At 45.5% G+C, this 16,776-nt stretch carries 14 protein-coding genes; all 14 read right to left on the bottom strand.

All coding sequences use genetic code 11. From position 1 onward, the window contains the following. Positions 1-146: 146 nt before the first annotated feature. Positions 147-752: a dipicolinate synthase subunit B gene (locus RIN81_RS02475; RefSeq protein WP_309087121.1), complete on the bottom strand. Its 606-nt coding sequence runs from the start codon at positions 750-752 to the stop codon at positions 147-149. Between the two features lie 3 nt (positions 753-755). Further along, complete coding sequence (gene dpsA / locus RIN81_RS02470) at positions 756-1,628, bottom strand: dipicolinate synthase subunit DpsA (protein WP_309087120.1); 873 nt, start codon at positions 1,626-1,628, stop codon at positions 756-758. 106 nt (positions 1,629-1,734) lie between these two features. Next, on the bottom strand, positions 1,735-2,976 hold the full coding sequence (locus RIN81_RS02465; RefSeq protein WP_309087510.1) for a M16 family metallopeptidase: 1,242 nt from the start codon (positions 2,974-2,976) through the stop codon (positions 1,735-1,737). Between the two features lie 132 nt (positions 2,977-3,108). After that, the gene (gene pnp / locus RIN81_RS02460; RefSeq protein WP_309087119.1) at positions 3,109-5,235 is read right to left on the bottom strand and encodes a polyribonucleotide nucleotidyltransferase; all 2,127 of its coding nucleotides are present in this window, start codon (positions 5,233-5,235) and stop codon (positions 3,109-3,111) included. Between the two features lie 77 nt (positions 5,236-5,312). Next, positions 5,313-5,582: a 30S ribosomal protein S15 gene (gene rpsO / locus RIN81_RS02455; protein WP_242234468.1), complete on the bottom strand. Its 270-nt coding sequence runs from the start codon at positions 5,580-5,582 to the stop codon at positions 5,313-5,315. Between the two features lie 109 nt (positions 5,583-5,691). Next, on the bottom strand, positions 5,692-6,654 hold the full coding sequence (gene ribF / locus RIN81_RS02450; protein ID WP_309087118.1) for a bifunctional riboflavin kinase/FAD synthetase: 963 nt from the start codon (positions 6,652-6,654) through the stop codon (positions 5,692-5,694). A gap of 22 nt (positions 6,655-6,676) precedes the next feature. Then, positions 6,677-7,570 (bottom strand): tRNA pseudouridine(55) synthase TruB, encoded by an 894-nt coding sequence (gene truB, locus RIN81_RS02445; RefSeq protein WP_309087117.1) that lies wholly within the window; start codon positions 7,568-7,570, stop codon positions 6,677-6,679. An 85-nt stretch (positions 7,571-7,655) separates the two neighbouring features. Beyond that, complete coding sequence (gene rbfA / locus RIN81_RS02440; RefSeq protein WP_046175015.1) at positions 7,656-8,006, bottom strand: 30S ribosome-binding factor RbfA; 351 nt, start codon at positions 8,004-8,006, stop codon at positions 7,656-7,658. A gap of 24 nt (positions 8,007-8,030) precedes the next feature. Then, entirely contained in the window at positions 8,031-10,010 is a 1,980-nt protein-coding gene (gene infB, locus RIN81_RS02435; protein WP_309087116.1) for a translation initiation factor IF-2, read from the bottom strand. A 37-nt stretch (positions 10,011-10,047) separates the two neighbouring features. Continuing rightward, positions 10,048-10,356: a YlxQ family RNA-binding protein gene (locus RIN81_RS02430; RefSeq protein WP_242234465.1), complete on the bottom strand. Its 309-nt coding sequence runs from the start codon at positions 10,354-10,356 to the stop codon at positions 10,048-10,050. Between the two features lies 1 nt (position 10,357). Beyond that, on the bottom strand, positions 10,358-10,633 hold the full coding sequence (rnpM, locus tag RIN81_RS02425; protein WP_242234464.1) for an RNase P modulator RnpM: 276 nt from the start codon (positions 10,631-10,633) through the stop codon (positions 10,358-10,360). Between the two features lie 14 nt (positions 10,634-10,647). Beyond that, complete coding sequence (nusA, locus tag RIN81_RS02420; RefSeq protein WP_309087115.1) at positions 10,648-11,784, bottom strand: transcription termination factor NusA; 1,137 nt, start codon at positions 11,782-11,784, stop codon at positions 10,648-10,650. A gap of 42 nt (positions 11,785-11,826) precedes the next feature. Next, positions 11,827-12,300, bottom strand: coding sequence for a ribosome maturation factor RimP (rimP, locus tag RIN81_RS02415; protein WP_309087114.1), 474 nt, complete (start codon positions 12,298-12,300; stop codon positions 11,827-11,829). A 148-nt stretch (positions 12,301-12,448) separates the two neighbouring features. Then, the gene (locus RIN81_RS02410; RefSeq protein ID WP_309087113.1) at positions 12,449-16,759 is read right to left on the bottom strand and encodes a PolC-type DNA polymerase III; all 4,311 of its coding nucleotides are present in this window, start codon (positions 16,757-16,759) and stop codon (positions 12,449-12,451) included. Between the last annotated feature and the right edge of the window lie 17 nt (positions 16,760-16,776).

Raw genomic sequence — 16,776 nt, 5'->3', positions numbered from 1 at the left:
GTTCATCTTTTTGTATAAAGATACATTGTCGAATTATCATGAATGTTGAAAAAAGTATCTTGATACCGATAATAGCACTATTTTAACACATTAAAGGACGATGGAAAGAAGAAAATCAATGGGAAATAAAAAAAGCGGTGATTTCTTTAAACGGTTGAAGACGGATATTCTTTCAGCAGCGGCTGAATTTGTTTATGGGAAAGGGCTTGTGAAACCGTTGCGGGAATCAAATCCATAAACGCCACTAAAGAATTTGGTTTTTTAATGGGATCGTCCTGACCAAAAGGAACAAAATAAATATTTTTCATATTTAAGAGCTTCACAATATTTTGGCTGTTTAATCCAAGCGCATCGTTTGTTGAAACAGCGACCACCACAGGGCTTCCATTCCGCAGTGTAGCCTTGGCAGCCATTAAGACGGGAGAGTCTGTAGCAGCGTTGGCAAATTTACTGATGGAGTTTCCGGTCATAGGCGCGATCACCATGCAATCTACTGGATTTTTTGGTCCCAGCGGTTCAGCATCTTGAATGGTTGTAATCGCTTTTTGGCCTGCTACCTCTTCTACTTTCTTCAGCCACTCTCCTGCCGAACCGAACCGGCTTGCTTCTTTTTGCACTGTATTCGTTGCCACCGGCACTACCTCGGCTCCCAGTTCTTTTAACTTTGCCACGACCGGCACTATTTCTTCAAATGTACAATGTGATCCTGTGATCCCGAACCCAATTCGACGCCCTTTTAACGATAGGTCCACTTCTTACAATCCCCTTTCTTCTTTCCATTCTTTTACAGCATCCCATAAAACATGAGCCAGTATTTCCCCAGCTGTTTTCGGCGCTACTTTGCCCGGCAGGCCTAGGGCATGAATGGCTTCTATTCCAGCTTTTTGGGCAGCTTCGAAATCCGTTCCTCCCGGTTCAGAGGCGAGATCAATCACTAAAGAGCCCGGCTTCATTTGCTCTAATATTTCTTTTGTTAAAACCATATCCGGCACTGTATTGATCACAATGTCGGCTCGTTTAATTTCTTCTTTCATGCTTTCCATATAAAAAGGATACAGACTCATTTCTTTTGCTCTAGCAAACTTCCCTGTTTCCCGGACTGCTGCCGTTACATGAGCACCGGCCTGACGGAACAGCCGGGCCGTTGTAATACCGACTCGGCCAAGCCCGATCACCATCACATTGGCCCCGTGAATGGTATGATCCGTTTTTTGCATAGCGATCATCAGAGTTCCTTCAGCTGTCGGAATAGAGTTAAGCACCGCTGCGTCTTCCCGGTCGAAAATATACAGAATGTCACGGTCTACTATGCTTTTTAAAGCTGGTGTTTCAATGCCGCTTACGATAATGCAATTGGGTGACAGAGACTCGGCAATTTCTTTTGTCATGAAAAGCGGTTTTGATGAAAACGGGGCATCCACTACCCCTCCTTTTTTCACGCCCGAAACCGGCAATATAAACAAGTCCATCAGCTGATAAGACACGTCTTCCGGTTTCAGAACCTGTGCGCCTGAGAGTTCCTTCTTTGCCTGATCAAATCCAGCCATGTACACATGGATGCCGCGTTCCATTAACAGGCGGCCCATCTCAATCTGTCTGGCATCTCCGCCATAAATCAATGCTTTCACCTAAATCTCCTCCAATTGCGGCGTATTCTTTTTATTGTATGAACCGCCATTTTTCCCTGTGCGTTCTGTTTTGTTGCAAAAAAAAGAATCCACTCTTTGAGCGGATTCAAATTTGGGCTGTTTTCGGCCATTTGCCATCCGGGCTGATCAGCGCGGCTGAGAATGGTTTATTAAACAATTCTGCTGCCAGTGCGTCCACCCGGTCTTTTGTTACGTTATCAATTAGTGAGACGACTTCATCAAGCGTACGGTGGCGCTTTAGAAGCAGCTCGTTTTTTCCATTACGGCTCATACGGCTATTTGTGCTCTCCAGGCTAAGCATTAAGCTGCCTTTAAGCTGTTCTTTACTGTTTTGAAGCTCTTTTGGTGTAATTCCTTCCTTTTTAACAAGGTCGATGGACTTCATGATGGTCGCATATAATTCTTCCAGCTGTTCGGCTCCTGTTCCACCATAAAATGTGATCAGACCCGTATCTTTATAAGAAGAATGGTACGAGTACACGGAATACGCAAGACCCCGTTCTTCACGAACTTCCTGGAAAAGACGGCTAGACATGCTTCCACCGATAATATTATTGAGTACGATTAAATTGTAAATGTCTTTGTCTCCGATTGGGACACCTTCATATCCAAAGCATAAATGCGCTTGCTCTATTTCTTTCGAGCGTGCTTTTTTCTCATGGTAAAAGTGGGAAACAGCCTCCATGGCCGGCGCTTTGCCACCTTCGTACTCTCCAAAAAGAGCTTCTGCTTTTTTCACGAGCTCTTCTGTAATATTGCCCGCGATCGAAATGACTACCCGATCCGGTGTATACATGTTGTACATGTATTCTTTGAGCGTGTCACGTGTGAAAGCTGCCAATGTTTCTTCTGTCCCCAAAATCGGAAGGCCAAGCGGATGGTCACCGTATGCGGCGCTGCTAAGCAAATCATGAACGATATCGTCCGGCGCGTCTTCATACATTTTAATTTCCTCTAAAATAACATTACGCTCTTTTTCAAGCTCTTCTGTATCAAATTTAGAATGGAAAAACATATCTGCCAGCACATTTAAAGCGTGCTCTGCATGATTATCAAGCACCTTTGCATAGTAGCACGTATATTCTTTTGACGTAAAAGCATTTACTTGACCGCCGATGCTGTCAAAGCTTTCTGCTATTTCTTTTGCACTTAATGTATCTGTTCCTTTAAAGAACATATGTTCAAGAAAATGGGACACACCGTTTAGTTCTGGTGACTCGTCACGGGATCCTGTTGCAATCCATATGCCAATTGCAGCAGACCGAACCGTGGTCATTTCTTCTGTTACGATGGTCACGCCATTCTTGCATGTAAATCGTTTTATCAACGTAATCATATCCCCCTAGTTTCTGTTCATCTTGTTGACCACATCACAATATCAATGAATAACAATATCATACTTCGCTTCCAAAAGCTATAAAAAAAGCAGAGACTTCACACGAAGTCCCTGCCTTTAATGTTACTGCTGCTGTTTAGCTGCTTCTTCTTTTTCACGCTGTTCTTTTAAAACAGCTTTTCTAGACACATTTACGCGCCCTTGATTATCAATGGCAATTACTTTCACAAGGATTTCATCGCCTATTTTCAATACATCTTCTACCTTGCCAACCCGTTCTTCAGCAAGCTCGGAAATGTGCACAAGACCGTCTTTGCCTTTGAACAGCTCAACAAAAGCGCCGAATTTTTCAATACGCTTTACTTTCCCCATGTAAAGCTCGCCGACTTGTACTTCACGTACAATGTCTTCGATAATTTTCTTCGCCCGTTCATTGTCTTCCTGGTTTACCGATGAAATAAAGACGGTTCCGTCTTGTTCAATATCGATTTTTACGCCAGTTTCTTCAATAATTTTATTGATTTGTTTGCCGCTCGGCCCAATAACATCACGGATTTTATCCGGATTGATGGTCATGGTCATAATTTTCGGCGCGTAAGCCGACAATTCTTTGCGCGGCGTATCGACTACAGACAGCATATGCTCTAAAATATGCATTCTGCCTTCTTTTGCCTGCTGAAGCGCTTCTTCTAAAATCTCACGGCTTAATCCGTCGATTTTAATATCCATTTGAAGAGCGGTCACGCCTTTTGCTGTACCTGCTACTTTAAAGTCCATATCACCAAGGTGGTCTTCCATGCCTTGAATATCAGACAACACTGTATAATGCTCGCCAGACTTAACAAGACCCATTGCAATACCAGCTACAGGCGCTTTAATTGGTACACCTGCATCCATCATCGCCATTGTGCTTGCACAAATACTCGCTTGAGATGAAGATCCGTTCGATTCAAGCACCTCTGATACAAGGCGAATCGTATACGGGAAGTCTTTTTCATCAGGGATAATCGGATAAAGAGCACGCTCTCCAAGAGCACCATGCCCAATTTCCCGGCGGCCCGGTGCACGAAGCGGACGTGTTTCCCCTACGCTGAACGAAGGGAAATTGTAATGGTGCATAAACCGTTTTGATTCTTCCGTTCCAAGACCGTCCAAAATTTGCACATCACCTAAAGCACCAAGCGTAGCTACACTCAGTACCTGTGTTTGTCCACGGGTAAACATAGCGGAGCCGTGTGTACGGGGAAGTAATGTGGTTTCGGAAGAAAGCGGACGAATTTCGTCGATCTTCCGACCGTCCGGACGAATTTTTTCAACGGTAATCAAACGGCGCACTTCTTCTTTAACGAGTTTTTCAAGAATAGCGGAGGCTTCAGCCAGCACTTGTTCTTCTTCGCCTTCCGAAAGAAGCGCTTCTTTCACAGCATTTTTCACTTCTGTGATCGCTTCCTCGCGCGCATGCTTTTCAGGCGTTTGAATTGCCTGCTTCATATCCGCTTCACACATTGCACGAATTTTGGCTTCCAGCACTTTGTCATTTTCATAAAGAACAACTTCACGCTTTTCTTTTCCGCATGCAGCGACAATTTCTTCCTGGAAAGCGATTAAGCGCTTGATTTCTTCATGGCCAAACATAATCGCTTCAAGCATCACTTCTTCTGGTACTTCGTCTGCTCCTGCTTCAACCATGTTGATTGCTTCTTTAGTACCAGCGACCGACAAATCAATGTCACTTTTTTCCTGCTGATCCACTGTCGGGTTGATCACGAAAGAACCGTCTACACGGCCGACGTTTACCCCGGCAATTGGGCCTTCGAATGGAATATCTGATACTGACAGCGCCAGTGAGGAACCGAACATTGCAGCCATTTCGGGTGAACAGTCCTGGTCTACACTCATGACCATGCTGATCACTTGAACTTCGTTACGGAATCCATCGGCAAAAAGCGGACGAATTGGGCGGTCAATTAACCGGCTTGCCAGTGTCGCTTTTTCACTCGGACGGCCTTCTCTTTTAATAAATCCACCTGGAATTTTACCTGCGGCATAAAGACGCTCTTCGTAGTTTACTGTTAATGGAAAGAAATCCACTGCTTTCGCTTCCTTAGAAGCTGTTGCAGTACTAAGTACGACCGTATCGCCGTAGCGAATTAGCGCTGAACCATTGGCCTGCTTCGCGATTTGTCCTATTTCAACCGTTAATTCGCGTCCTGCCCAGTCGATGGAAAATGTTCTTTTTCCCTGCTCCATTTGGTTGCACCTCTCTTTATTTAAAAAAACGTTTTTTTCCTAACAAAAAAGCGGGAAAAATCCCGCTTTATCGTGAATTATCGGCGCAAACCGAGCTTTTGGATCAACTCGCGGTAACGTGCTACATCCTTGTTACGAAGGTATGAAAGCAGGTTACGACGGCGGCCGACCATTTTTAGAAGACCGCGACGTGAATGGTGGTCTTTTTTATGTGTACGTAAGTGATCATTCAACGTGTTGATTTGTTCAGTTAATACAGCGATTTGAACTTCTGGAGACCCAGTGTCGCTTTCGTGTGTTCTGTACTCCTGAATTAGTTCGTTTTTGCGTTCTTGTGTTAATGCCATTTGTAATTCCTCCTTTAAATTGATTCATCCCCGTCAGCCGAGCATGCGTTGGAGATTCGCGATGCCAAGCAGCGGTTCAAAATGTCAAGCACTTCTTATTATAAGAAATTTATGCTTCTTCGTCAAGACGTTTGCTGTCGAAGAAAAGCACAGCTGCTTTTTTATCCCGTTCAATTTGTGCAGCCAGCTCTTCAATACCACTAAACTTCTGCTCCCCGCGCAGCCGAATAAACCAGTCCACTTCCACTTCTTCTCCGTAAATATCCCCCGTATACTGAAAAATATGCACTTCGATTGATAAAACCGGCTTGTCCGGACTTTTAAATGTCGGACGGAACCCAACATTACACACCCCTTCACGCCATTCATTTTTCACACGGATTTTTACGGCGTATACACCGGTGCGTGGCAGGAAATAATCATCATCGGGTTTGATATTCGCGGTGGGAAAACCCATTTTCCGGCCGCGTTTATCACCGTGAATAACCGTCCCGTGCATCCGGTAAGGGCGGCCGAGTAAATCGGACGCATCGCGTACAAGTCCTTCCGAAAGCAGCTCTCTTATTTTGGTCGAACTTACTTTTTCCTCTCTAAATTCAAGCTTATCAATAGGTGTAAAAGCAAATGCCCCGCGTGAATGAAACAGTAATGTTTCCATCGTTCCTTTTCCAAGACGGCCGTATGTATAATCAAAACCGGCCGTCACGTGCTGAACATTTAAACCAATGATATACTGGTCTACAAACTGCTGTGGTTCGAGGGCTGCAAAATCAGACGTAAATCGGACCACGAACAAGTAGTCAATACCGAGATCAGCGATCAAACGCTTTTTTTCCTCAAGAGGAGTAATATAGCGGATATGCTGATGCTTTCTGCCAAGAACAACAGACGGATGAGGATCAAACGTCATCACGGCACTTTTCCATCCGTGCATATCCGCTGTTTTTTTAGCAGCAGAAATTACCTGTTGATGCCCTTTATGTACCCCGTCAAAAAAACCAAGCGCAAGCGCCATCGGTTCCAATTCTTCTTTTTTATGGCTGTGCGGGTGGCGCAGCATAATAACATCCATACATTTCACACCTGTCTCTCTGTCATTGTGGCATCACTTTAACCGGCTTGATCAGCCCTGTTTTTTCCGGATGAACCTGGTAGATGGCCAATAGTTCCCTGTTTAAATAAACAGCTGCTTCGGACTCCCCAGCCGGCCACTGGGCAGGCTTCGACAAAACAGCCCCATTCTTTACCTTTATTGCTACTGTATCATTTACGATCCACTTGGGCAAATGAGAAACCGCTGTTTCAACCGGCTTTAAGACGTCCTCTGGAGCCCGTTCCGCCAGCACAGACAGTGTGACACAGTCGTCTTCACCAAAGCCCCCTGAATGGGTACGTACTAAGCGTGACATATGCGCCGGGTAGCCGAGCTTTTCGCCAATCATTACAGCCAAAGTTCGAATATAGGTCCCTTTCCCGCAAGAAACGCGAATGGAAAAGCGGACTTTTTCATTTTCCTGTTCGATCGGGCTGATTCGCTCAATGCTGTAAATAGAGACGATCCGTGACGGGCGCTCTACCGTTTGTCCGGCCCGTGCATACTCATATAAACGCCTGCCGTTCACTTTTACAGCCGAGTACATAGGTGGTGTTTGCTCAATTTCACCAGTGAGGTTTTGTAGCACACTTTCAAGCTCGGCATCCGTAATAGACCGGTCAACCGCCCTTGACTCTACCACTGCTCCAGACGCATCCTCCGTTTCGGTTGAAAAGCCAATGGTTACTTCTGCCTCATAGGTTTTTCCACTGTCAGTAATATATTCAGCGAGCCTCGTTGCTGTCCCGATACAAAGAGGAAGCACGCCTTCTACATCGGGATCGAGTGTACCCGTATGGCCTACTTTTTTCGTACGAAGAATTTTACGGGCTTTAAATACACAGTCATGTGATGTCATTCCTTTTTCTTTCCATAGCGGCAAAATGCCATTCATATTTCAAGCCTCCTTTTGCTGTCAAAAAAAAGCGCCTGATCAAGCAGCCGACATTCCTGCTGCTTCTCAAGGCGCTCTTTTTGTATTACGACGGGTCTGAGTCTCTTAATTCCCGCAGCAGCGTATCGATTTTGTTTCCATACGCAACTGATTCATCAAACTCAAACATAAGCTCCGGGGTTTTGCGAAGACGGATTCGAGTTCCAAGTTCAGAACGGATAAATCCTTTTGCTTTCGCTAATGCCTTCAGTGTGCCCTCCCGCTCTTCTTCACCGCCAAGCACCGTAATATAAACGGTTGCCTGCTGCAGATCTCCGGTAACCTCTACATCCGTTACGGTTAGAAATCCGATACGGGGATCTTTAACTTTCCGGCTTAAAATTTCCGTCAGTTCTTTTTTCATTTGTTCCGCCACACGATTAGAACGCATTGACATACTTCTCACTCCTTGGGACGAAGGTTACTTACGTTCGATTTCCTGTTCGATAAACGCTTCAATAACATCGCCTTCTTTGACATCATTAAAGCCACGAATAGTAATCCCGCACTCATAGCCCTGCGCGACTTCTTTTGCATCATCTTTGAAGCGTTTCAGCGCATCGACTTCTCCTTCGAAAATAACGATGCCGTCGCGAATCAAGCGGACGCCTGAATCACGTGTGATTTTCCCTTCTGTTACATAGCTTCCCGCAATTGTACCGATTTTAGACACTTTGAATGTCTGGCGTACTTCCGCTTGTCCAATAATTTTTTCTTCAAATTCCGGATCAAGCATTCCTTTCATCGCAGCCTCGATTTCTTCGATGACTTTGTAGATAATACGATGCAGGCGTACTTCTACTTCTTCCGCTTCCGCCGTGCGTTTTGCATTCACATCCGGACGCACATTGAATCCAATAACGATGGCATTTGAAGCAGAAGCCAAAATAATATCTGATTCTGTAATCGCACCGGCACCGGTATGGATGATTTTTACGTTTACGCCTTCTACTTCAATTTTTTGAAGAGCAGCCGCTACCGCTTCAACCGATCCTTGTACATCGGCTTTTAAAACGATGTTTAAATCTTTCATTTCCCCTTGTTTCATATGTTCAAACAGGTTATCAAGGCTGACTTTTGTTTTCTCGCTCCGCTGTGCCAAAAGAGCATCCTGCGCACGGGATTCCCCGATTTGACGTGCTGTTTTCTCGTCTTCGAATACGACGAATCGATCACCCGCAAGCGGCACTTCATTCAATCCGGTAATTTCAACCGGGGTAGATGGGCCAGCTGTTTTAACACGGCGGCCAATGTCGTTTACCATGGCGCGGACACGGCCAAATGTGTTTCCAACAACAATCGGGTCACCGACATTTAACGTACCGTTTTGAACAAGCAATGTTGCTACAGAACCGCGGCCTTTATCCAGCTCGGCTTCAATAACTGTACCCATTGCTTTTCGTTTTGGATCTGCTTTTAATTCTTCTACTTCCGCAACAAGAAGAATCATCTCGAGCAATGTATCAATACCTTCGCCGTGTTTTGCTGAAAGCGGAACGAAGATGGTATCGCCGCCCCATGCTTCAGGAACAAGTCCATGCTCTGTTAATTCCTGCATCACACGATCCGGATTTGCAGCCGGCTTATCAATTTTGTTTACTGCAACGATAATCGGCACTTCTGCTGCTTTTGCGTGGTTGATGGCTTCAACGGTCTGCGGCATAACACCGTCATCTGCTGCCACTACAAGAATGGTAATATCGGTTACTTTTGCACCACGTGCACGCATTGTTGTAAACGCAGCGTGTCCTGGTGTGTCAAGGAATGTAATCTTTTTGCCGTTTGCTTCAGCTTGGTAAGCACCGATATGCTGCGTAATACCACCAGCTTCGCCTTCTGTTACTTTTGTGTTACGAATAGAATCCAAAAGTGTCGTTTTTCCGTGGTCAACGTGACCCATAATGGTTACAACAGCCGGACGTTCAACCGCAGTTTCTTCAGAATCTTCTTCATCAAAATATGTTTCAAGGTCTGCTTTATCAATTAAAATTTCTTCTTCTACCTCTACGTTAAACTCGCCTGCCACAAGTTCAATGGCATCTTTATCAAGCTCCTGGTTGATCGTTGCCATTACGCCGAGCATAAACAATTTTTTAATGACATCAGATGGTTCAACGTTCATTTTCTTGGCAAGCTCACCTACTGTTAAAGAACCGGAGAAAACAATTTTTTCCGGAATTTCTTTCTTTTTCACAGGAATTGGCTGTTTCGGTGCTCCTTTTCGCTGTCCACCGGAACGGCCTTTCCCGCGCGGCCCGCCGTTAATGCCGCGGGAACCCGGTTTTGAACCGCCCTGTTTTTGCTGGCCTGGTCTAGAACCTGTTGGCTTCGGCTTTGCCGGTCCACGGTTTCCTGCCGGTTTGTTCGTAGTTGATTGTTGATTATTCGGTTTATTATTCAAATTCAAACAGCCTCCTTGTCATGACAGATCGCTTCTGTCACTCCTCCTCGATAAGCGTTTTAAGCTTTTTAGCAAAACCGGTGTCCGTTACCGCTACAACGACACGCGCTTCTTTGCCAATGGCCTGTCCGAGTACTTCGCGATTTTCTACGCGGCGCACCGGCACTTTGTAAAAAGCTGCTTTATCCGTTATTTTCTTTTCTGTGTTGCGAGATGCATCTTTCGATAAAAGAACCAGTTTTGCATTCCCGCGCTGTATTTCTTTTACGGTCAGTTCTTCACCGGTAATCAGCTTGCCAGCCCGGTTGGCAAGACCGAGAAACGAAGCCCATGGATGTACGGCCATCTCAGTCGTTGCCTTTCGCTACAAGCTCAAATAATTCCTCATAAATAGATGGCGGCACTTCCGCACTCAGCTGCCGTGCCAGCACATTTTTCTTTTGAGCTGCTTCCACTGCTTCTTTCGTCCGGGAAACATAAGTGCCTCGTCCCGATTTTTTGCCGGTTGGGTCAACGGACACTTCGCCTTCCTTCGACCGGACAATGCGGATCATTTCTTTTTTTGGTTTCATTTCTCCTGTTGCCGCACACTTTCTAAGCGGCACTTTTTTAGGCATTGGCATTGCAGTACGCCTCCTTATTCGATTTCTTCAGAAAAGAAATCTTCAAGGTTGTTGTTCGCCGGCTCTGTATCGTCTTCATCCTGCTCGGCTGTTTTTCCGCTTGGGTAAATGCCTGCTGCCCGAGCGTCCGTTTCACTTTTGATATCAATTTTCCAGCCGGTTAGTTTCGCTGCAAGACGGGCGTTTTGACCGCGCTTGCCGATAGCCAGTGATAATTGATAGTCCGGTACGATAACGGTTGTTGCTTTGTTTTCCTCATCCACCATAACCTCAACGACTTTAGCCGGGCTAAGGGCATTAGCCACGAAGACAACCGGATCTTCTGACCACTGAACGATATCGATTTTCTCGCCTTTCAGCTCGTTTACGATTGCCTGAACGCGATTGCCTTTCGGACCGACGCATGCGCCAATCGGATCCACTTCCGGGTTTTCTGCATGAACAGAAATTTTGGAACGGTCGCCTGCTTCGCGTGATACCGAACGAATTTCAACAGTGCCGTCAAAAATTTCCGGCACTTCAATTTCAAACAAGCGCTTCAGAAGTCCTGGATGTGTACGTGATACATAAATTTGTGGGCCTTTTGTTGTCCGTTCCACTTTGGTAATAAACACTTTGATTCGATCATGCGGCTTGTATGTTTCATTCGCCATTTGCTCTGCCTGTGGCAAAAGCGCCTCGATTTTACCAAGGCTTACATAAATAAAGCGGGCATCCTGGCGCTGTACAATGCCGGTCATAATATCTTCTTCACGGTCGATAAATTCTGAATAAATAATTCCGCGTTCTGCTTCACGAACACGCTGCGTTACAACTTGCTTTGCTGCTTGAGCTGCAATCCGGCCAAAATCTTTTGGTGTTACTTCCATTTCGACCACATCGCCAATTTCATACGAAGGATTGATTTGTACTGCATCAGCCAACGCAATTTCCAAACGGAAGTCGAATACTTCATCTACTACCTCTTTCCGGGCAAACACACGCATTGAGCCGGCTTCTAAATTCAGCTCCACCCGAACGTTTTGTGCCTGGTTGAAATTGCGTTTATACGCTGAGACAAGTGCTGCTTCAATTGCTTCAATTAACAAACTGCGCTCAATGCCTTTTTCTTTCTCAAGATAAAGCAACGCATCATATAATTCTGAACTCATTGGCCAAAAAGCCTCCTTACATCCATATCTTATTAAATTTTTTTAAAATGTGACAGCCAGACGCGCTTTTGCTACTTTGGAAAGTGGAACCGTTACTTGCTTTTTGCGGGTTTTAACCATATATTCTACAGTCAGTTCGCCATCTGCAAACGAAAGAAGTGTTCCTTCAAATGTTTTTTCCCCATCAATTGGCTCATAAAGCTTAATGTTCACATGCCGGCCGACAGCCCGTTCGAAATCCTGCTCTTTTTTAAGCGGGCGCTCTGCCCCTGGTGATGAGACTTCAAGGAAATAATTGTGTGGAATCGGATCCGGGTCGAGTGCATCAAGCTTTTCGCTCAACCGTTCGCTGACCGCTGCGCACTCTTCAATGTCCACGCCGTTTTCTTTGTCAATGTAGAGGCGCAAAAACCAGTTTTTCCCCTCTTTTACATACTCTGTTTCAACGAGTTCGAGGTTTAATTCTTCAATGATTGGTACGGCGATTTCTTCAACCGTTTCGATGATTTTGCTCATTTTTTATCCTCCCGCATGAAAAAATTTGTTTCGGAACATCCCCGCAACAAACACGAAAGAGTGGGGGCGGCCCACTCTTTCGAAGAGAGTTATCATGCAATTTCCATCTGTAAGGATACCATAAATGCACCCTTTTTGCAAACGCGCCTCAAAACAGTGACAGCTGGTTTTGATCGGGCAGCGCATCGAGACACCCCATTTTCTCCAAGTATTCCATAATGGTTTTCGAAACCTTGCCGCGCTGCTGTAAATCCTCTTTGGATAAAAACTCACCGTGTTCACGGGACGCCACAATATTTTTAGCCGCATTTGTCCCAAGACCCGGCAGCGCATTAAACGGCGGAATAAGAGAATTACCGTCAATGACAAATTCATCTGCGCTTGAACGATACAAATCCACTTTTTTGAAAGTAAAACCGCGCTCTACCATCTCAAGTGCCAGCTCAAGAACCGTCATTAAGTTTTTCTCTTTCGGTGATGCATCCAGCCCTTTTGCGTTAATTTCCTGAAGCAGTGCTTTGATCGCAGAGGAGCCCTTTGACATCACATCGATATCAAAATCTTCCGCACGGACCGTAAAATAAGCAGCATAGTAAAGAAGCGGCAAATGCACTTTAAAGTATGCGATCCGTACGGCCATTAAAACGTAAGCGGCGGCGTGCGCTTTCGGAAACATATATTTGATTTTTTTACATGAATCAATATACCATTCCGGCACTTCATTTTTGCGCATTTCTTCTTCCATTTCTTCTGTCAGCCCTTTTCCTTTACGGACAGATTCCATGATTTTAAAAGCAAAAGCCGGTTCAAGCCCTTGGTAAATCAAATAGACCATAATGTCATCCCGGCAGCCGATTACGTCAGACAGCTGGCAGATGCCTTTTTGAATCAGTTCCTGCGCATTACCGAGCCATACATCCGTTCCGTGAGACAAACCGGAAATTTGAACGAGCTCTGAGAATGTAGTTGGTTTTGTTTCTTCAAGCATCTGGCGGACGAACCGCGTACCAAATTCCGGAATACCAAGTGTACCGGTTTTACACATAATTTGTTCTTCCGTTACACCGAGGGATTCAGTGCCACTGAAAATCTTCATTACTTCAGGATCATCGGTCGGAATCGTTTTTGGATCTATGCCTGATAAATCCTGAAGCATCCGGATTACCGTTGGATCATCGTGGCCGAGAATATCGAGCTTAAGCAGGTTATCGTGGATGGAATGGAAATCAAAATGGGTTGTTTTCCACTCTGATTTATCAGAGTCTGCCGGATACTGAATCGGTGAAAAATCGTATATATCCATGTAATCCGGCACAACGATAATACCGCCCGGATGCTGTCCTGTTGTCCGCTTAACGCCCGTACATCCAGATACAAGACGGTCTACTTCAGCACTCCGGTATTGCTTCGTATATTCTTCAGCATACTTTTTCACATAGCCGTAGGCGGTTTTTTCCGCTACCGTACCAATGGTGCCGGCCCTGAATACATAATCCTCACCAAACAGCTCTTTCGTGTAATTATGCGCACGCGGCTGATACTCACCCGAGAAGTTCAAATCGATATCCGGTACTTTGTCTCCTTTAAATCCAAGGAATGTTTCAAACGGAATATCATGTCCGTCTTTTTTGTAGGGAATGCCGCAGTTTGGACAATCTTTATCCGGCAGGTCAAATCCAGAGCCGATCGATCCGTCATCAAAGAACTCGGATTTTTTGCACGATGAACATACATAGTGCGGAGGCAGAGGATTTACTTCTGTTATTTCGGTCATCGTGGCAACAAATGACGAACCGACCGATCCGCGTGAGCCAACCAGGTAACCGTCATCAAGCGACTTTTTCACCAGCTTATGCGAAATCAGGTAAATAACCGCGAATCCATGGCCGATGATACTTTTTAATTCTTTTTCAAGCCTCGCTTCTACAATTTCCGGCAGGTCATCCCCATAAATCTTCCGTGCCATACCATAACTCATTTCCCGCATTTCTTCGTCAGCGCCTTCGATTTTCGGCGTATACAGGTCGTCTTTAATCGGTTTGACTTCTTCGATCATATCAGCGATCTTATTCGTGTTGGCCACAACGATCTCATGCGCTTTTTCTTTCCCCAAAAATGAAAAAGCGTCAAGCATATCATCCGTTGTCCGGAAGTGAACGTCCGGCAGCGTCTGGCGATTTAATGGATTGGCTCCGCCCATAGATGAAATTAAAATGTGGCGGTACACTTTGTCTTCTTCATTTAAATAATGAACATTGCCGGTTGCGGCAACTAATTTGTTTTGTTCTTCTCCAATGGTGACGATGTTTCGAATAATATCTTCAAGACCTGCTTCATCACGTACAAGCTCCATTTCAATCAGCGGCGCATTCACGGCTTTCGGCTGCACTTCTAAATAATCATAAAACTCAGCAGCCTGTCGTGCTTCGTCCATCCCTTTTTGCATCATCGCTTCAAATACTTCCCCTTTGTTGCAGCCGGAGCCAATCAGCAAGCCGCCGCGGTGCTTTTGCAAAACAGAACGCGGGATGCGCGGCACACGGTAAAAGTAATTGATATGCGAGAGGGACACAAGCTTAAATAAGTTTTTCAGCCCTTCTGCATTTTGGGCAAGAATCGTACAGTGGTAAGGACGTGCACGTTTATAGGCCCCACCTTCCCCCATAAAGTTATTGAACTCGTTATGTTTCTTAATCCCTTTTTCATCTGCATCTTTTAACAATTTAAGCAGGATGTATCCCGTCGCTTCCGCATCATAAATCGCACGGTGATGCTGGGTTAATTCTACATCGAATTTTTTCGCCAGTGTGTTCAGCCGGTGGTTTTTCATATCCGGGTACAGTAAACGTGCCAGCTCCAGTGTGTCAATCACTGGATTTGAGGTCCGGCCGATACCATACTTTTTGTAGCCTGTTTGAATAAAGCCCATATCAAACGAAGCATTATGCGCAACCAAGATGGCATCCCCGGTCCACTCTTTGAAATCACGGAGCACTTCGTCTATCTCGGGAGCGTCTTGTACCATGTCATCGGTAATCCCGGTCAGTTCAATGGTCGTTGCAGACAGCGGATGATGCGGGTTGGCAAATCGTTCAAACCGGTCGATAATTTCACCGTCTTTTATTTTGACTGCTGCCAGTTCAATAATCGTATCGTATACTGCTGAAAGGCCCGTCGTTTCAACGTCAAAAACCACATACGTGTCTGTAGCAAGCTCCCGGTCGGCATCTTCGTATGCGATCGGCACACCGTCATTAACGAGATTGGCTTCCATCCCATATAAAATTTTTACGCCATGTTTTTTTCCGGCACTGTATGCTTCCGGGAACGACTGAGCCACTGCATGATCGGTAATAGCGATAGCCGGATGCCCCCATTTTTTTGCCTGCCCGACTAATGTGCTGATAGAAGTTATGGCATCCATCTGGCTCATCGGTGAATGAAGATGAAGTTCCACCCGTTTTTCCTCTGCTGTATCTTCCCGCGTCGGGGAACGAATTTCATTTACATCATTGGCGATCATCACGAGGTCACGGACAAAGGTGTCATTTTGAACAGACCCCCGCACACGTACCCACATGCCTTTTTTAATACGGTTAAACATCGCAGCGTCTTCTTTGTCACGTGAAAACATTTTGACCATTAAGGAATCCGTGTAGTCAGTAATCTTAAAAGTGAGCAGCGTACGGCCGCTGCGCAGCTCTTTCGTTTCTGCGTCAAAGATATACCCTTCTGAAGCAATCCGGCGCTCTTCATCAACAATTTCTTCAAGTTTTTTAAAGTCTGCATCCGGCTTGATCATATAACCAATCGTTACAGGGCCGGATTCTTCCGGAGCCTCATCCTGCTCTTTTGCCCGGTTTTGCATATCGATGACTGCCTGACGTGCCCGTTCCGCATCTTCTTTGCGCTTTTCTTCTAAAAACTTTTCATATTCTTCGTTTCGTTCGTTTTGGGAAACCTGTATGTCAAATGTCAGCGGCGGAAATCCAAGACTTTCATACACTTCCGACAAGCGGCGTCCATATTTGTTTTTCAGCGCCATGCCTTCCATTTCATTTTGGGTGCGGATCACAAGCTTGGTCCCCGATACCTCCGGTTTTTGCCCGTTTAATGCCGCTAAAAGCGGAGGCGCCATGCCTTCAAGCTGGCGGACGCAATACGGCCAATACTCGATAATATACTCAGGTGTACATGTACGATCCTGCACTTCCATTGAGAAAGTAACCGAGGCAAATGTGGCAAATGTAGCAGACAGCGCATCGGCAAACCGCATGAGAACATTACACGGAATCAGCGCTGGGGCCGCAAATACAAAATGCCACTTTTTTTCTTGTTTTAATACGGTTAATTTTTTGATTTCGGTTCCTTCAAAGTGGCGGACCACTGCATCTTCTGTTAGCCGAAGCTGGTCCAGCAGGATTAAAAAGCGGCTCCGTCCACTTGATGCTTCCTTCATTTTTATTTCCCCCTTAC

It is taken from the genome of Domibacillus sp., from assembly GCF_031181085.1.
Lineage (GTDB): Bacteria > Bacillota > Bacilli > Bacillales > Domibacillaceae > Domibacillus.
Note: the sequence above shows the minus strand (reverse complement) of the source record. Positions and strands in the feature narration are given on the sequence as shown.